Below are 16,237 nucleotides of genomic sequence, written 5' to 3' on the forward strand. Positions count from 1 at the left end.
ACAAGAAATCTAAAAATACACTATAATTTAGGATTCAATACTTTAGCAATAGAAACCGCATCTGCTACAGTGTCCAGGCTATAGATCTGCAGAATACCCTGAGTGGTAGCTGCCTGACCTAAAATGTTCTGTTGGTTTTGTGCATTCACTGCATTTTCAAACATAATTCCTGTAGAATGCGCTGCAGATTGATATACGTTACTTAAAGCCATTGCAGGAGATTCTGCGACTACTTTTACGTTCGATTGTGTTACTGCGTCTGTGATTTGTTCGTTTACTGGCATAATGATTATTGTTTATTTGGGTTAAAAGTATCCGGATTTTCCGGTTGTTTAAAATAATTATTTAAGCTTTCCTCAAAAATGAATTACGGATTAAGGATCTTAGCCATAGAAACAGCATCAGCAATGGTATCCAGACTGTAGATCTGTGCGATACCCTGTGTAGTAGCTGCCTGAGTTACAATGTTCTGTTGGTTTTGCGCGCTCACTGCATTTTCAAACATAATTCCTGTAGAATGTGCTGCTGTCTGATATACGTTGCTTAAAGCTACTGCAGGAGATTCTGCAACTACCTTTACGTTCGACTGTGTTACTGCGTCTGTGATTTGTTCGTTTACTGGCATAATGATTATTGTTTATTTGGGTTAAAAACAACCGGCTTTTCCGGTTGTTCGGGCAATGGTATTTAAGCTTTTCGCAAAAATGGATTAAGGATTAAGGATTTTAGCCATAGAAACAGCATCAGCAATGGTATCCAGACTGTAGATCTGAGTGATTCCTTGTGTAGTAGCTGCCTGATTGACAATGTTTTGCTGGTTTTGTGCATTTATTGCATTTTCAAACATGATTCCTGTAGAATGGGCAGCTGATTGATATACGTTGGCAAGTGCCATTGCAGGAGATTCTGCTACTACTTTTACGTTCGATTGTGTTACTGCGTCTGTGATTTTTTCGTTTACTGGCATAATGATTATTGTTTATTTGGGTTAAAATAACCGGATTTTCCGGTGGTATAAAATTGTTTATTTGCGGTCTGCAAAAAATGGATTAAGGTTTAAGGATTTTAGCAATGGAGATGGCATCAGCAATGGTATCTTTACTGTAGATTTGAGTGATCCCTTGTGTGGTAGCTGCTTGCGTTACGATATTGTGCTGATTTTGAGCAGTCATCGCATTTTCAAACATAATTCCTGTAGAATGGGCAGCAGATTGATACACGTTACTCAAAGCCATTGCAGGAGATTCTGCAACTACCTTTACGTTCGACTGTGTTACTGCATCTGTGATTTGTTCGTTAACTGGCATAATGATTATTGTTTATTAAGGTTAAAAAACGACCGGATTTTCCGGCTGAGAATTACTTTTTATCAAAAAAGTGTAAAAATTAAGGCTTAAGAATCTTAGCAATGGAAACCGCATCTGCTACCGTATCCAGGCTGTAGATCTGCAGAATACCCTGAGTGGTAGCTGCCTGCCCTAAAATATTCTGCTGGTTTTGTGCATTTACTGCATTTTCAAACATAATTCCTGTAGAATGGGCTGCAGATTGGTACACGTTGGCTAAAGCCATGGCAGGAGATTCTCCTACTACTTTCACGTTCGATTGCGTTACTGCGTCTGTGATTTGTTCATTAACTGGCATAATTGTTTTTGTTTTTTGTTGAGATCTGATCTCGGTTAATAATTATTGAGGTAAACTAGTTTTCTATTTTATTTTTAAACTCACTACAGATCCTGCAGATGATACATTTCAAAGGCATTGGTATTGACAGGTTATGAATAAATTAGACTTGAAGGGTGGCTCTGAATACAATGGTTGAAACCCTTATCTGTAAAATCTGTGTGAGTTTAAAGCATATTTCCTGATAAAAGGATGTGGCTTTTATTTTTAATATCTGTCTTAAAAATAAATTTCTACTGCAGGTATGCTGGCAATGCTGGATTCCTTTGGGCTAAAGATGGATTCTGAATGATTGCTTCTGTACATAGACAGCATCTGAAAGACGGTGCAAATAAATGTTGACCTGATTGTATATATGTTGAGGGCACCGGATTTCATCTCTGCAGGGAAATAAACCACATCCGTAGTTTGGGTTGAACTGAAATTAGAAACGTCCTTTCCTAATGGTCTCCAGTTCTTTTATTTTCATATTCTTTGGACTCATTTTTTTTAGACCCATGACATAGCTGCCGATTGCCGTCATGTTATTTCGTTGCTGGTTCAGGGCAGAATTGATCTGCATTGCACCTGTAGAATGCGCACTTACCTGTGTTGAAATAGCATTAGGTACAGCGGTAGACATTCCCATAATTATAGTATCGATTTCGTTCATAATATCTGTTGGTTTTGATGTTTTTAAGGGCGGATATTACCAAATCTGGCACTCAGCTTATTCATTCGGTCCATTATTTTGAGCTCTTTCTCCTTTACCTTTGCTGTTGAGGCCTCCTGAAGTCTTTTCAACTGTTCTTCATAGTTCATCATAGGAGGATCAGCCTGAGGTGGTGGTATAGTCTCCTGTACCTGAGGTGATTCTTGTTGTTTCACAGCTTCTTCCAGCTTTTCCAGCAAAGGGCCAAGTGATTTCATGGTCTCTTTGACGGCTTTATCTCTGATGTAATTAATGATTTCCTCTTCATGTCTTAAAACAAAAGGCATGATTTCTTTTTCGACGATTTCAGGTTCCGTTACAGGTACCGGAGGTTTGTGAGCGGGTGCCTTCTTGCGGGTTCTTCTGCGCATAAGTACTGTTTTTATAATGTTGGAAAAAGTAAACGCTTACTTTACAGCAGATAATTAATAAATGCAGCTGCAGCCTTCCAGTCGTGGTTGATATCTTTTACTACATTATAACCCGTTATCTCCAACGCAATACACGCTGAAATAGCAGTGGCTGACAACATTTCTTTTAACTGGTTGGGAGGAAGGGTAAGGATATAATCATCCGGAATTACAGGAAGCCTGCCGTTGTTTGGAGGGTTTTCATTCACTACAATACTCAGGATTTCCTGGAAATAATGGGCAATCAGCTTAGAAGCCTGGAATTCCAGCTCTCTTTTTAATTCAATTATTTCTTCCTGGCTTACCAGTTCGGAAATAGCAGCTACATCCACATCATGTACAGAATACTGAGCTTCTCCCGTATCAGATGGGGTGATCGTGATATCTGTTTTGAGAATCCATTTTGCCTTTTCAAGATTAATGGTAAGAAGTTTTGAATCAAGATCTGAAACTGCAATTTCATTTAAGGTGGTAAAAGGTAAAATTCTCACATTACAATAAAAAGCTTTCGGATCATCCAGCTTGACCATGATGACGGCAATTCCCGTTGATCTGTCTATAGGTTCCACTACAAAAGACTGGAAATGATTGTATCTTTTATTTCCTCTGTTGATGCAGTTCACCAGTCTTATGGCAGGCTGAATATTAATGTTTGAGGTCTGAAGATTAAATACAACTCGCTCTGCATTATGTTCCGTCTTTTTAACATCAGTACTTCTCGTGTCAAAATAAGAAATATCACTGCTTCGGGTCAGGTAAAGTCGTTCATTTAAATCATTTAAATTTTCTAGATTTAAAATTTTGGCGGGTTTGGTTGTTGAAGAATAATTCATCTTTTATTTATTTTAATTTTTTCAAGGAGTTGATTTATTATTGTTTTTTTCTTGCGGTTAACTTCAGGTTCTACTGAAGGAATTACTGCTTCCTTAATCTCTGGTTTTACGAGTGGCTGTGTCAGTTTTACTGACTTTAATACTAATTTTCCCCCATGATCAGCCGTGATAAAGCTTTTTCTCATACCTTCCTTTTCTGATGAGACTTCTTCCGGAACCGGATCTACTCGTTTTTTTTTTCAGGATCTTCAGTCTCAGGAGAAACTTCCGTAAACGAGGGAGGAGAAGGAAGAGCCACTGGAACCGGAGGCGTGTTGACATTATAAATAGTATTGGAAATTTTAGCCTTCACCTCAGCATATTCACTTACCATTTTGAACAGATCTTTCATCATTTCATTTCCCTTTCCTGCATCCTGGCCTTGCAGGTGCTCTGCCATCTGAGTGGAAGTTTCTTTACTGCCAGGAGCCGGACCGAAAGTAGTTCCATACGTCAGTAGATTATTGGCCAGCCTGCTTAATGCAATCAAACCTACCTGCTCAAATCCTTTCAAAAAAGACTGTAAATCCTGAACCATCATTCCTGTAGACTGTTCTATCATTACTTTTGTTACTCCGGTCATTGGGGAAGCCTTAGGAGGGGCCAGTACCTCACTGTTCACAAATACTACAGCTTTCTCCGCCGGAGTGGTAGCATTTGCTGCTTGGGATTGTTGGGTTTCACTGTTGTGTTCACTCATGATTGTAAGGTTTTATATTATCCTTTTAAAATTTTAATGGCATCTGCAACAATCGCAGGGTTGAGCTGGTTCAAGTTCTGCTGGTTTGTTACAGAATTCTGAATGGAAATTCCACTGGCATGTGTGGCCATCTGGTAAAGCATACTCATAGCCTGTGCGGGAGACTCACCAAGTACGGTAACATTGGTCTGCGTTACTGCATCTGTAGTCTGGGTGTTTACTGTTTCTGCCATATTCTGGTTTTAATGGGTTACTATTATTTTTATTTTCAAACATCTTTTTTCAAAGTCTCAACTCAACCTTATTATTTCCTGGGTAAGTCTTCACTGTGAGACTGTTGATCTCTTTTGTCTGATACAAATTTCATCAAACGGAATAAATCTTCATTAAGGGAAAAAACTGAATTTTAAAAAATAAGGGAATTCTCCTACGAGTGAATTTTTTAGATAACCATCGTGTCAGTAAATAACAGAATCGGAAAATAGAGCAGCCCATATAACTGTATTTCTATCATCATTACTACATAATACACAAATACCCTGTCTGCCCATAAGGGGAAACCCTGAATTTCTAAAAATGGGTAGATCCCCTCTATTTTGTCGGGAGCTTTACCTTGAAATTTGTTCCCTAACGTATTATACTAAACGATATGATAAGAAATAGAAAAAAAAACAAAGCACCTGTTTCCAATACAGATGCTGCTGCTCGCAGACCAGCACCAAGACCTGAACGTCAACGTGGCCCCAAACCTGAATTTAAACCTAAGGTGCTTATCCAGCCCGGATATGCCACCGGTGATATGTTTGGAATTGCCGCGACTTTAATTGATGATGAGGAGCTTCATGTTGTCATTTCAAAAGGCGACGGCACGGTCAAAGACCATACCGATAAAGCAGATTCTATAAAAAAATTCTATAGAGATTCCGGGATAGGTGGGGACAGAATACATGTTGTAGAAGTAAAACAGTTAAGGGGAGATAAAGCCGGTAAGAAAAAATTAGAAGATGAAGCACGTAAGTATCAGCGAAAGGGATATATTAAAGGGGTGAATTATGGAACAGACTATATTGCCAGAAAATACTCGCCGGCCTTACGGGCTAAGCTAAAAGAAAGATGGGAGGTCAATATCAACACCTATGAAGATGACGCTATAAAAAAATGGCTGGAACAACAAGGAATACCCACCAGTGGAAACAACTTACTTATTTTATGGTCCCGTTTCAGTGGAAAAGGAGGAGATATCCATATAGAACACGATACCAGCTATACAGGGATCAGGCAGATTATTTATAGAGTAGCAGAGATGTATGATGCAATTATTATTACCGGAGATAAAGGCTATGTGAAAGAGAGAGGATCTAAGTTTGATGATATTGTCAGTGATGTCAAAAGGTATATTCATCCTTCCAAAGTATTCAACATCACCGAATTTTGGGATGATAAAACACCATCTTTATTAGCATGGGGAGGTAATACCCGTTTTGGGCAGTTTAAGCTGTATGAGTATTTTGAGAAAAATTTCACCCATGTAAAGCATCTGGGCTTCAGAAGCGGTAACCTTGAAGTGATGGCGATGTTAGGATACACGGTAAGGTACATGGAAGAAGAAGGCAGTGAGAGCGGAGGCAGAATGCTTGCTTGGAAGAAGGAGAATGAAGGTAAGACTAAAAAAGGAGGTGATGCCACCGGATATGAACGTTTGTTGCTGAGTGAACCACCAACACGATCAGGTAAATTTCTTCAGGAAAAAATAAAAGACATCAATCAAAGAATTGAGTACGAATTAGGTGAAGAGATCAACAAAATAATAATGACCACACCTAAAACAGAAAATGAGATAAAAGAACTGAAGCAGCAGCTTAAACCTACTATAGAAGCAAAATTCAGAGACGAAAAAAGAGATTATACAGGGGCGCATTTCGCTCCGCGTAGAAAAGATGAAAAAGCCTTAACTCCCATACCAAAAGAAGAAAAAAGCAGATTTTATGAAGGGTTTAATAACAAAGATATGGAGCTTATTCTCTCATTTTTAAAGCCTGAACGCTGGATTGACAAAGAAATTATGTACAACCCAATCATCCCACAGAAAAGAAAAGATTACAAAAAACTGTTGGAAATTGCCAATTAAACAGTAAGCCCGGACTCTGCTGATTAATTAAAATACTGACTTCACTGATATTTCAAAAAACAGCCTTCTACACAGAAGGCTGTTTTTTGATGAATAATGCTATGCGGAAAGAAGGGAATCTTCAGTATCCTTTTCAGGTAATTCTTTTCTCTTTCTCCAGAAAAAGTAGGCAACGATAGCGGTTGCAATAGGCAGGGCAACCCCAAACTCATCAATATAATAATTGGTATTTCCCGTATCCACAGTAAGCGGTGTGAAAATAGACTGTATAAAAAGGTTGTGGCTGGCATGTAAAATAGCTCCGGTCCATAAACTTCCGGATTTTAACCGTAACCAGGTGAAAATGAAGCAAGATGCAAATATCATGACCGTAAAACATAGAAGAGCCAGCCATTTGGGACCACCCGTATTATAATTGGAAAAAAGCAGAAGAGGATAATGATAGATAGCCCATATGAGACCCATCCAAAGAGAGGTGGCAGTATAAGAATTGATCTTTGCTAACTGCGGAGTAAGAAGACCCCGCCAGCCTATTTCTTCACCCAATGCCGAGCCTACAGAACGCACCATACCAAAGCTGCTCATCAGAATGACATACAGGATGATGGTCTGGCCGTCAGAAAGATTCCAGCCCATCCCTTTGCCGGCATCTGCTATAAATTCATGATTATAAAAGCCGCCAGCACCACTGATCCAGATGATAAGATAAGGAACAAAAGCATAAAGAATAGGAATACAGTAAGCCATGATCTGGTATTTCGTAAGGCCCCATTTCCAGCCCAGGGAAGAAACAGGAATTTTCCGGATACGGCAGGTAAGAAGTGCTGCAATGGCCGGGCACCACATCACAATGGTAGCATAGGATATAATTCCGCCACCGAGTTTTCCGGTACGAATGCACATATAATAGACCGGAAGACAAAAAAGCAGGGTAAGACACAGGTAAGTCGCAATATTCTTCCTGATTTCGGATTTGGATATTGTGTTTTCCATAGACTGATCTGGTGTTGAAGTTTATAAATAGTTGAAAAATAGAAGGTTATTTTTTAATAAAAGTACACTTATTTCTTATATGAATATTAATTTTAGTACTGTTCACTTTAAAAAAGACGGCTTATTTTTTTTAATAATGGAAAACTGTAAATTAGCCAAAACAATTTTTTTCCGAATTACCCCAGAACATGTCCAGACTAAAAGCGATAAGAGAACAAAAAAATCTGACTCAGGAGGAACTGTCAGAAAAATCAAAAATTTCTGTAAGAACCATTCAGCGGATAGAATCCGGAACAGAACCTAAGGGACATACTTTAAGAACGCTGGCGCAGACTTTGGAAATAGAGGAATCTTTATTATTGCAGGAAGAAATCATCATTTCCCAGGAAAATAATGAGGTAACAACAGAAACCGCAGAAGAACCTGAAACGATCAATTATTCTTTGGTTAAAATGATTAATCTCTCTTCCTTATTATTTGTGGTCGTACCGCCATTAAATATTCTGGCTCCCTTTCTATTAATGTTTATTATGAAGCAGAGAAACAGTCTCACCAAACAGATTATTTCACTGCAGATGTTTTGGACAGCTATGGCACACATTGTATTTATGCTCGGTATCTTTTTAAAGCTCGGAAAAGAGTTTACGCTTATTCTGATGATCCTTATTGTACTGTCCAACGTATTTATGATCCTCCGGAATGCTGCAGAGATTGACCGTAAAAAGAAACTGTATTTCAAATTGAGATTCAGTATGTTATAATTTCTGTCGTGGCTTTGTCGGGTTTTTGTCGGGTTCATTTTTATTAAAAAAACAAAATGAAATTGAACCTTTGTCAAAAAAATAACAATGACAAAATCTGCACAGCTTATCCTTCCTTTTTTTATTCTGTTGATGAGTATCGTTCATGCACAGACAGAAAAAACAGATCCTCTTTATAAAACAATTATATTGAAAGACAGCTTGTTTTTTTCAGCAGGCTACAATACCTGTAACATCGGGAAGATGGAAAGCATGTTAAGCGACGGATTTGAATTTTATCACGATAAAGGCGGCTTTGAGGATAAAAAGAAATTTATTATTGATTTTAAAAACGGATTGTGCAAGTCTCCGGAAACCTACCAATTAAAACGAGTATTAGTTGATAAAAGTACTGAGATTTATCCCATGTATAAAGATGGAAAAATATATGCTGCCATTCAGAACGGAGATCATCTGTTTTATGAGAAGGTAGGAGATCAAGCTGAAAAATTGGTTGGGGAAGCAAAGTTTACTCATCTGTGGATTTTGGAAAATGCTGAGTGGAAACTTAAGAATTCATTGAGTTTTGATCACCATCCGAAGCAGACTACTGATAATGAAACAATGTTTGATAACGATCAGTCGATGCAAAGCTGGCTGAAAGAAAATAATATTCCAACGATGGGATTAGGAATTATCGAAGGAGGAAAACTACAGAAGGTAAAAGTTTTTGGAAATACTAAAACAGGAATTTCAGCTCCTCTTAATGCCTGTTTTAATGTAGCCTCTCTTACCAAACCTGTCACGGCAATGGTCGCATTAAGGCTTATAAGCTTAGGGAAATGGAAGTTGGATGAACCTTTAGATATATACTGGACTGATCCGGATATCATCAACGATCCGAGACATCAGAAACTGACCACCAGAATGATCCTGAGCCACCAGACCGGCTTTCCCAACTGGAGATGGATGAACGCCGACAAAAAACTGAACTTTCAGTTTGATCCCGGTACAAAATACCAATACTCAGGAGAAGGTTTTGAATACCTTCGGAAAGCGCTGGAAAAAAAGTTTGGAAAATCACTGGACCAGCTTGCGAAAGAACTTATTTTTCAGCCTCTCAAAATGCATAACACAAACTATATCTGGGATCAGAATACAGAATCAAGATTTGTAACAGGATACAATGAAAAGGGAAATGCTTATCCAATAGAAAAAATTACAACAGCCAATGCTGCCGATGATATGCATACCACGATAGAAGATTACGGAAATTTTATGATCAGCGTTATGAAAGGAAAAAATCTGAAGCCGGAAGTCTTTCAGGAAATGATCAAAAAACAGGTAAAAGTAAAAGAAGGTAAATATTTCGGGTTAGGTTTTGAAATCTATGATTTTGGGAATGGTGAATATGCTTTATCTCATGGAGGTGCCGATCAGGGAACAAGATGTATTGCCATTGTACTGCCCAGTTCAGGAAAGGGGATTGTGATATTTACCAATGTAGATGATGGCTATAAAGTCTATGAAAAACTGGTGGTTCACTATCTGGGAGAGCAAGGAAAGAAGATTGTGGAGATAGAAAGTAAATAATGATATGTTGTGATAAATCTTTGTATATTTAGGATATCAATCTGGAAATAAGTAAGGTAGCTGAATATTTATTTTCAGGATACACTATTATGAACGGAAATAAAAAGAAAGCTATGTGGCAATATTATATTATCCTTGGAGCAGGAGTGATTCTGTTTGTTGCAGCATTGATGAGCTTCAAAAACACACTCTCATTCTTAAAAAAAGCAGAAAAGGCAACCGCAACTGTTACTTCATTGCGGGAATTTGAATCGGATGGAGTAGTATTCAGCCCTCTCTTTACCTTCCGTACACAAAATAATGTTGACTATACCTATGAACTGCCGGAAGGCACCAATCCTTCAGCCTGGTCGGTAGGAGAAACGGAGACCGTTATTTACGATCCCGAGGATCCTTCTTCTGTAGAATTATATACGTATTTTAGAATTTTTGCCTGGCCTTTAATATTGATTTCTATTGCATTGCCATTACTGGTGATAGGAGGAGGCTATTTTATTGCAAACCAGTTTTTAAAATAACCTGCTCCTACTGTATTTCTATTTTACTTTTTCCAGGAGATACAGCTTAGCTCCGGAAAATCCCAGTTTAGGCATCAGGTTTCCTTCCAGAATCATCGTCTTATTATTAGCATCGATGACAGAAATATAATTGTTGGAATTGTATTCTATATAATTTTCCTTTTCTTTTGTTGAAGGGTTTTTTCCGAATTCCATAGAATATTTTACCCAGTCTTCATCTTGTGAACTGCAGTGTACAGGTTTGAATTTAGACTTTTTAGCCTTGAAAACGATCTGGTCAAAACCTTCTGTACATTCTGAGGTAAATGAGCCGTCAGGATTCTGATCTTTTGAAAAATCCTCGAAAGAACCGCGGTAAACACCTACCACTTTCCAGGTTCCGTCTATACGGTCTTCATCAATTTTCCCTTTTGCTTTGCTTACGGCCCAGCTGATTCCGTTTACAGTTCCTTTTACCGCTTTATAACTTAAGCTTACAGCGCCTGAAACTACTTTTGTAGCCGTTCTTACCACACATGAATTGAGAACAAGGACAGCCGAAGCCAGCAATACTATTTTCTTCATTTTGTCAAATTTTTTCAGATACGAAGATACTGTTTTTGGAATGATGAATGATGTTTTGCCTATTTTGATAATCATTTCAGGCATCTGTATATATTCTGCGGTCTGGTTTACCGTGTGAAAATCATTATTCACCGTTCAATATGGCCTGTTCAAAGTATTTACACTTATTCCTGGCTCTGTTATATCATAATTTTACCATAATAAAACATCACGATTATGAATACTACATTGAACTTCAGTAAAAAAGTACAGGCCATTTTATCCTTAGTTATTTTTATAGGAATGGGATTACTATCTCTAAAAGCACAGACTTCTGCCACTGGCGGGAAAGATATGGAAAATACAGCTGTCAGATCAGCTTTCCAACATACAAAGAAAATAAGAGCCGGGCTGCTGGATGTAGGCTATGCAGAAGTAGGGCCTGAAAATGGAAAGCCCGTTATCCTTCTTCATGGATGGCCCTATGATATCCACAGTTTTGAACAATCTTCAGCTATACTTGCCGGAAAGGGCTACCGTGTTTTAGTTCCTTATTTAAGAGGCTACGGTACAACTACCTTTGTATCTCCCAATACAAAACGCAATGGTCAGCAGAGTGCTGTTGCACTAGATATTATTGCTTTTATGGATGCCCTGAAAATTGATAAAGCGATCATTGGTGGCTTTGACTGGGGAGCCAGAACTGCCGATATCATGGCAGCACTGTGGGCTGAGCGCTGCACTGGCCTGGTTGCCGTAAGCGGATATTTAATAGGAAGCCCAAAGGCAAACGAGAAACCTCTTCCTCCAAATGCCGAGTTTTTATGGTGGTATCAGTATTACTTTTCAACTGAAAGAGGGTATAAGGGATACAAAGCCAATACTGTGGCATTTAATAAACTGATCTGGAAAACAGCTTCGCCAAAATGGGCTTTCGATGATCAGACCTACGAACGCTCTGCCGGAGCATTTGATAACCCTGACCACATTGATATCGTAATTCACAATTACCGCTGGCGTCTGGGGTTGGTGAAAGGAGAAAAACAATATGATGCGCTTGAAGCTAAACTGGTAAAATCTCCGTCCATTACGGTCCCAACAGTTACCCTTGAGGGTGATGCCAACGGAGCTGCGTTTCCTGCCCCGGAAAGTTATGCTTCCAGATATACCGGAAAATATGCCCATCACACCCTGACAGGTGGAATTGGACACAATTTACCACAGGAAGCTCCCAAAGCATTTGCAGATGCCATTATAGAGGTAGACTCCATGTCACAATCTAAATAAAACTGTCGGATTAAATTGTATGACCCGGATGTTGAAAAGAAAAAACCAGAGAACTTTATCATTTTTCTTTTACCTCTGAACAAAACAAAACCACTACTCAATAGCAGTGGTTTTTATTTTTATCTGAATGGTAATTAGCCTTCTATTTCTTCTTCGAGCTTCAGTTTATTAACTAAAGGATTGGCATACATCGCTAGGAAATATTCCTTGGAAACCGGATCAGATGGGTCTATACGCATCTCAAGTCTTCGGATAAACAGCTGTTTTTCCTGCTCGGTATAGTGTGAAGCATACGTATCTGTATTGTGAATCAGATCGTAGGCTATATATTTTGTTGGCCAAAGCTTATAATTTTTAATAATTGAATGGTCAATCACCTGTGCAATAGCCTGCAACTGTTTGTTTTTATTCTCAATAGTAGCGGCAATTTCATCCAGTTCGGTATCAATAACATCACCGGCATGCAGATGAATTCGTTTCTTTTGCCCTAATATGCCGCTGAGCATAGTGGTAAAATCTTCATTTTTACCTTTGATGTATTCCTCATCCCTGTGCTGTGCCAGTAGCTGAGGCATTTTCAAAGAATCTGTAGGATCATATTCATAAGAAATGGATATCGGAACAATCTTTAAGGTTTTAAAATACTCTATCAGTGACTGATCTCCGGATGCCATGGCAAGCATTTTTAAAACACCCTGTTGAGTGGCATCATTACCGTTTTTGGTACGGCCTTCACGCTGGGCGATCCATACAGAACGGTTTTCATCATGTAATTGATGATCAATATACTCAGACATGGTTTGTGAACTTTTAAGCTGGTCGCGAAGAGACAATCCTCTTTGAACTAAAAAGTTGCGGTTCAGCTTTGCCAGTATATTCAAAAAGTTTCTTTTCACAAGATTATCGCCAATGGCAGAAGCAGTCATAATATGGCCGCTTTCCAGAAGAGCCAGATTAAGCAGTGAAGTATCCAATACAATATCTCTGTGATTTGAAATGTAAAGGTAGGGAGTATTTTTATCCAGCTTATCGAAGCCAGAGGTCGTTAAACCTTCAGAACTTTTTGAAAGGATCTGACGAACGGTATGCGCTACAAAATGATGCTGAAAATCACTTATAGAGTGGATCTCTTTAAACTGTTCCAGCCAGACCTGCTCATCCACACCGGGAAAAGTAAAGTTCATCAGTGCTTTCATCATGGGATCACGGGCTACACTCTGCAATCTTTCATTCACTTCATGATCATGAAAATACCGTATTTCATCAAACTTCGACATGCAATTATTTAAAAATTAAAACTTTTTGCAAAAGAACGAAAATTTATCTGGGGAATGGGTATAATGGGTGTTAAAGTATTATGATGGGCGTAGGAGTTAGTTGAACCGTGTATAACAAACGATCTACATACACGTTCACCTTGTCATTCCGTAGGAATCTAAACTGCTTATTTTCTCATCACTTATTATCCAAACCATTGTCTGGATTCCTACGGAATGACAAACTGTGTGAATAGTCTAAGCGGGTGGTTTGTATTAAGTCAGGAGCAAATAAGTAGTTATGCACACATACATACATACATACATACATACATACATACATACATACATACATACATACATACATACATACATACATACATACATACACAAAAAAAATATGCGGCCACCTTGTCATTCCGCAGGAATCTAAACTCTTATTTCTACCATTATTTATTATGTAAATCTCTGCCTGGACTCCTACGGAATGACAAACTGTGTGGATAGTCTAAGCGGATAGTTTGTACTTCATTATACGACAAACAATTTTGTCATTTGATATGAAATACTACTCATATCAAAGCCAGTTTTCAAACAAGTAATTCAAAAATTCTAAATTAGGATTTGTCTTCCTTATAAGCTCAAGCTTCTTAATTCTTGACCAGTTTTTAATTTCCTTTTCTCTTTCAATAGTATGATGAATCCAATCATATTTCTCGTAATAAATTAGAAACTCAAGATTATATCTTGCTGTGAAGCTACTTGGATTTAGTCTGGTTTTGTGTTGAAACAATCTTATGTGGAGGTTTCCTGTAACGCCAGTATAAAGTACTTTTCTATTTTTATTGGTAAGAATATAGATATAGTAGGTATATCTTCCTGTTGAAAACTCAATCATTTGTGTATTTGTTTTATAAAAGTTACAAAAAATATTTTTCAACTGGATTTTCAATTGGATTTAATCAAAGTATTGAAAGAAGAATGATAGCTTCTTTCTCAATTGAGTATGAGTTTTTATTTGTAAGAAAAGGTGAAAGGTATACTACGAACCAAACAAGGTAATGAGACACAATCTTTGTCATTCCGCAGGAATCTAAACTCCTATTTTCTCATCACTTATTATCCAAACCATTGTCTGGATTCCTACGGAATGACAAACTTCGTGGATAGTCTAAGCGGATAGTTTGTATTAAGTCTGGAGCAAATAAGTGGCTATGCACACATACATACACAAAAAAATATGCATTCACCTTGTCATTCTGCAGGAATCTAAACTCTTATTCTATCATAATTTATTATCCAAATCTCTGTCCGGATTCCTACGAAATGACAAATGGTATGAATCTTCTACAGATCTGGTTTTAAATTTTCAGGAGCTTCTATAACCGCAATAATAAAATCTTTCATAAATTTTTTAAACTTGCCATTTCTTACATCAATCCAGAATGAAGCATCATGTTCTATATTAGCATATTGTAAGAAAAACAGAGGCCACCAATGTGATGTTCTGAACTTTATTCCTAAATAATTTCTAAGATCATTCAGATATATTTTATCGTGGTGTGAATCCTTATATTGAGGTGTTTTTACCAAACCATAAATAACTCCACCTTCTTCATAATTGAATTTGATGAATAAGTTTTTAAAGACAGGAATTTCAAAATGATGAAACTGTTCATTATATATGATACGCATTTTTAATTCTTCAGTTAACTCATCTGTCAGTTGAAGCATCTGCTGATCAACAAGATTTTTCATTTCCTGTTTAATCGAATTTAAAGTGTTGGATACTTTAAAAGCGGTTTCTATATTTTCTTCAGTTTCTGTGATAAAATGATTCAATGAACCCATATCTAAGTTTTCTTTTCCCATATAATTTTCAATAAGTTGACTTTCAAAATCTACTAAAAAAGAACGAACTCTTTCATTTTCTGTATTTTTTATAAATTCTTTTAATATTGGTATAATATGTTCTTCGTAGTTGATCAAATAGAGCTTTCCTGTTTCTATCAGTTTTTCGATTTCTTTTCCGCCGCTGTACTCTGTTAATTCCTTTGATTTCGGGGTTAAATAGAGAAGCTGATAATGGTTATTACTGATATACTGTAAGTATTTCAAATAATCTTCAACCTGATTTTCCTGATCTTTTGTCCAGGGATAAATTTTATTTTCAATTCCCAGAATACTTGATTGGTCCTGATTCTTCAGAACAATGTCGACCCGTCGGTTATCAAAGGTTGAATCCTCTAAAATAACCTGAACTTTTTCCGGAGTATCATAAGGGAAATACAATCCTAATTCTTCTTTGAAAAGCTTCAAATAAATATCACCCTGACCATGGTTTTCATTTGGATTTAAAAAAAACGCTAATATTTCAGAGACTTTATTTTCGTTCCAGTGGAGGAACTTCATCGTATTAAATTTAGCAGCTAGCTTTTTAGAATGCCTTTTTTCATATTCAATCTCAAACTTAGAACGAGCCTGAATCTCTTTGAAAAAAGAAATATAATTATTCATGATTTATTAGTTAATATTGTTTTTAAAACTCTTTCTGGCAATAATAATAATAATAATAATAATAATCTCCAGTTTCTGCTTACGGGAAAGCATAAATTTTATAGAATAATCACTCTATTATAAAAAAGATTAGAAACCACTACTTATTTTTTTATTTGTTGTAAAAACTAATCGAACTTTTAATAGATTGCTTCATTTTTACTAATGTCAACTATTATTTATTTAGCACTTTCTTGCTTAAAAAATGCATATGAAATTTAAATATAAATTACGGGATTCCATAAGGTTATAAAATATTTTTAAGAT

21 protein-coding genes are annotated in these 16,237 nt (G+C 37.1%); 5 read left to right on the top strand and 16 right to left on the bottom strand.

Translation table 11 applies throughout. The features are described 5' to 3' along the window. Window positions 1-20 precede the first annotated feature (20 nt). From ACPF63_RS04320 to ACPF63_RS04370, 11 genes are all read right to left on the bottom strand, one after another. Entirely contained in the window at window positions 21-284 is a 264-nt protein-coding gene (locus tag ACPF63_RS04320; protein ID WP_047378387.1) for a RebB family R body protein, read from the bottom strand. 83 nt (window positions 285-367) lie between these two features. Further along, window positions 368-625 (bottom strand): RebB family R body protein, encoded by a 258-nt coding sequence (locus tag ACPF63_RS04325; protein WP_047421299.1) that lies wholly within the window; start codon window positions 623-625, stop codon window positions 368-370. An 84-nt stretch (window positions 626-709) separates the two neighbouring features. Further along, on the bottom strand, window positions 710-967 hold the full coding sequence (locus tag ACPF63_RS04330; protein WP_426482099.1) for a RebB family R body protein: 258 nt from the start codon (window positions 965-967) through the stop codon (window positions 710-712). Window positions 968-1,049: 82 nt separating this feature from the next. Beyond that, window positions 1,050-1,307 (bottom strand): RebB family R body protein, encoded by a 258-nt coding sequence (locus ACPF63_RS04335; protein WP_077418520.1) that lies wholly within the window; start codon window positions 1,305-1,307, stop codon window positions 1,050-1,052. A 79-nt stretch (window positions 1,308-1,386) separates the two neighbouring features. Beyond that, window positions 1,387-1,644, bottom strand: a complete 258-nt coding sequence (locus tag ACPF63_RS04340) for a RebB family R body protein (RefSeq protein ID WP_047378383.1) — start codon at window positions 1,642-1,644, stop codon at window positions 1,387-1,389. Window positions 1,645-2,107: 463 nt separating this feature from the next. Beyond that, window positions 2,108-2,335 (bottom strand): RebB family R body protein, encoded by a 228-nt coding sequence (locus tag ACPF63_RS04345; RefSeq protein ID WP_077418521.1) that lies wholly within the window; start codon window positions 2,333-2,335, stop codon window positions 2,108-2,110. Between the two features lie 23 nt (window positions 2,336-2,358). Further along, window positions 2,359-2,745, bottom strand: a complete 387-nt coding sequence (locus ACPF63_RS04350) for a hypothetical protein (protein WP_047387834.1) — start codon at window positions 2,743-2,745, stop codon at window positions 2,359-2,361. Window positions 2,746-2,786: 41 nt separating this feature from the next. Next, entirely contained in the window at window positions 2,787-3,617 is an 831-nt protein-coding gene (locus tag ACPF63_RS04355; RefSeq protein ID WP_142718699.1) for a hypothetical protein, read from the bottom strand. Then, complete coding sequence (locus ACPF63_RS04360; protein ID WP_077418524.1) at window positions 3,614-3,802, bottom strand: hypothetical protein; 189 nt, start codon at window positions 3,800-3,802, stop codon at window positions 3,614-3,616. Before ACPF63_RS04360 ends, ACPF63_RS04355 begins: the two co-directional genes overlap by 4 nt. 38 nt (window positions 3,803-3,840) lie before the next feature. After that, on the bottom strand, window positions 3,841-4,356 hold the full coding sequence (locus ACPF63_RS04365; protein WP_077418525.1) for a hypothetical protein: 516 nt from the start codon (window positions 4,354-4,356) through the stop codon (window positions 3,841-3,843). A 17-nt stretch (window positions 4,357-4,373) separates the two neighbouring features. Next, complete coding sequence (locus ACPF63_RS04370; protein ID WP_034697211.1) at window positions 4,374-4,589, bottom strand: RebB family R body protein; 216 nt, start codon at window positions 4,587-4,589, stop codon at window positions 4,374-4,376. A 416-nt stretch (window positions 4,590-5,005) separates the two neighbouring features. On the opposite strand from ACPF63_RS04370, the gene ACPF63_RS04375 reads away from it, so the two are divergent. Continuing rightward, window positions 5,006-6,484: a hypothetical protein gene (locus ACPF63_RS04375; protein ID WP_426482100.1), complete on the top strand. Its 1,479-nt coding sequence runs from the start codon at window positions 5,006-5,008 to the stop codon at window positions 6,482-6,484. 99 nt (window positions 6,485-6,583) lie between these two features. On the opposite strand, the gene ACPF63_RS04380 is transcribed toward ACPF63_RS04375, so the two are convergent. Next, a complete protein-coding gene (locus ACPF63_RS04380; RefSeq protein WP_426482101.1) occupies window positions 6,584-7,477 on the bottom strand; it encodes a CPBP family intramembrane glutamic endopeptidase in 894 nt (297 codons plus the stop codon). 188 nt (window positions 7,478-7,665) lie between these two features. On the opposite strand from ACPF63_RS04380, the gene ACPF63_RS04385 reads away from it, so the two are divergent. From ACPF63_RS04385 to ACPF63_RS04395, 3 genes are all read left to right on the top strand, one after another. After that, window positions 7,666-8,238, top strand: a complete 573-nt coding sequence (locus ACPF63_RS04385; protein WP_426482102.1) for a helix-turn-helix domain-containing protein — start codon at window positions 7,666-7,668, stop codon at window positions 8,236-8,238. An 87-nt stretch (window positions 8,239-8,325) separates the two neighbouring features. Next, entirely contained in the window at window positions 8,326-9,810 is a 1,485-nt protein-coding gene (locus tag ACPF63_RS04390; RefSeq protein WP_426482103.1) for a serine hydrolase, read from the top strand. Window positions 9,811-9,899: 89 nt separating this feature from the next. Continuing rightward, window positions 9,900-10,328 carry a DUF3592 domain-containing protein gene (locus tag ACPF63_RS04395; protein ID WP_426482104.1) on the top strand — a complete coding sequence of 143 codons (429 nt, stop codon included), beginning with the start codon at window positions 9,900-9,902 and terminating at the stop codon, window positions 10,326-10,328. An 18-nt stretch (window positions 10,329-10,346) separates the two neighbouring features. On the opposite strand, the gene ACPF63_RS04400 is transcribed toward ACPF63_RS04395, so the two are convergent. After that, a complete protein-coding gene (locus tag ACPF63_RS04400) occupies window positions 10,347-10,892 on the bottom strand; it encodes a hypothetical protein (protein ID WP_077418530.1) in 546 nt (181 codons plus the stop codon). 216 nt (window positions 10,893-11,108) lie between these two features. On the opposite strand from ACPF63_RS04400, the gene ACPF63_RS04405 reads away from it, so the two are divergent. Further along, window positions 11,109-12,158, top strand: coding sequence for an alpha/beta fold hydrolase (locus ACPF63_RS04405; protein WP_426482105.1), 1,050 nt, complete (start codon window positions 11,109-11,111; stop codon window positions 12,156-12,158). A gap of 134 nt (window positions 12,159-12,292) precedes the next feature. Here the strand turns inward: ACPF63_RS04405 and ACPF63_RS04410 are convergent, their stop codons facing one another. From ACPF63_RS04410 to ACPF63_RS04420, 3 genes are all read right to left on the bottom strand, one after another. Next, complete coding sequence (locus tag ACPF63_RS04410; RefSeq protein ID WP_426482106.1) at window positions 12,293-13,435, bottom strand: 1-acyl-sn-glycerol-3-phosphate acyltransferase; 1,143 nt, start codon at window positions 13,433-13,435, stop codon at window positions 12,293-12,295. Between the two features lie 556 nt (window positions 13,436-13,991). Beyond that, window positions 13,992-14,312: a GIY-YIG nuclease family protein gene (locus tag ACPF63_RS04415; RefSeq protein ID WP_426482107.1), complete on the bottom strand. Its 321-nt coding sequence runs from the start codon at window positions 14,310-14,312 to the stop codon at window positions 13,992-13,994. Between the two features lie 449 nt (window positions 14,313-14,761). After that, window positions 14,762-15,931 carry a PD-(D/E)XK nuclease family protein gene (locus tag ACPF63_RS04420; protein WP_426482108.1) on the bottom strand — a complete coding sequence of 390 codons (1,170 nt, stop codon included), beginning with the start codon at window positions 15,929-15,931 and terminating at the stop codon, window positions 14,762-14,764. Window positions 15,932-16,237: the final 306 nt, after the last annotated feature.

This window comes from Chryseobacterium sp. R2ACT005, from assembly GCF_049949215.1.
Lineage (GTDB): Bacteria > Bacteroidota > Bacteroidia > Flavobacteriales > Weeksellaceae > Chryseobacterium.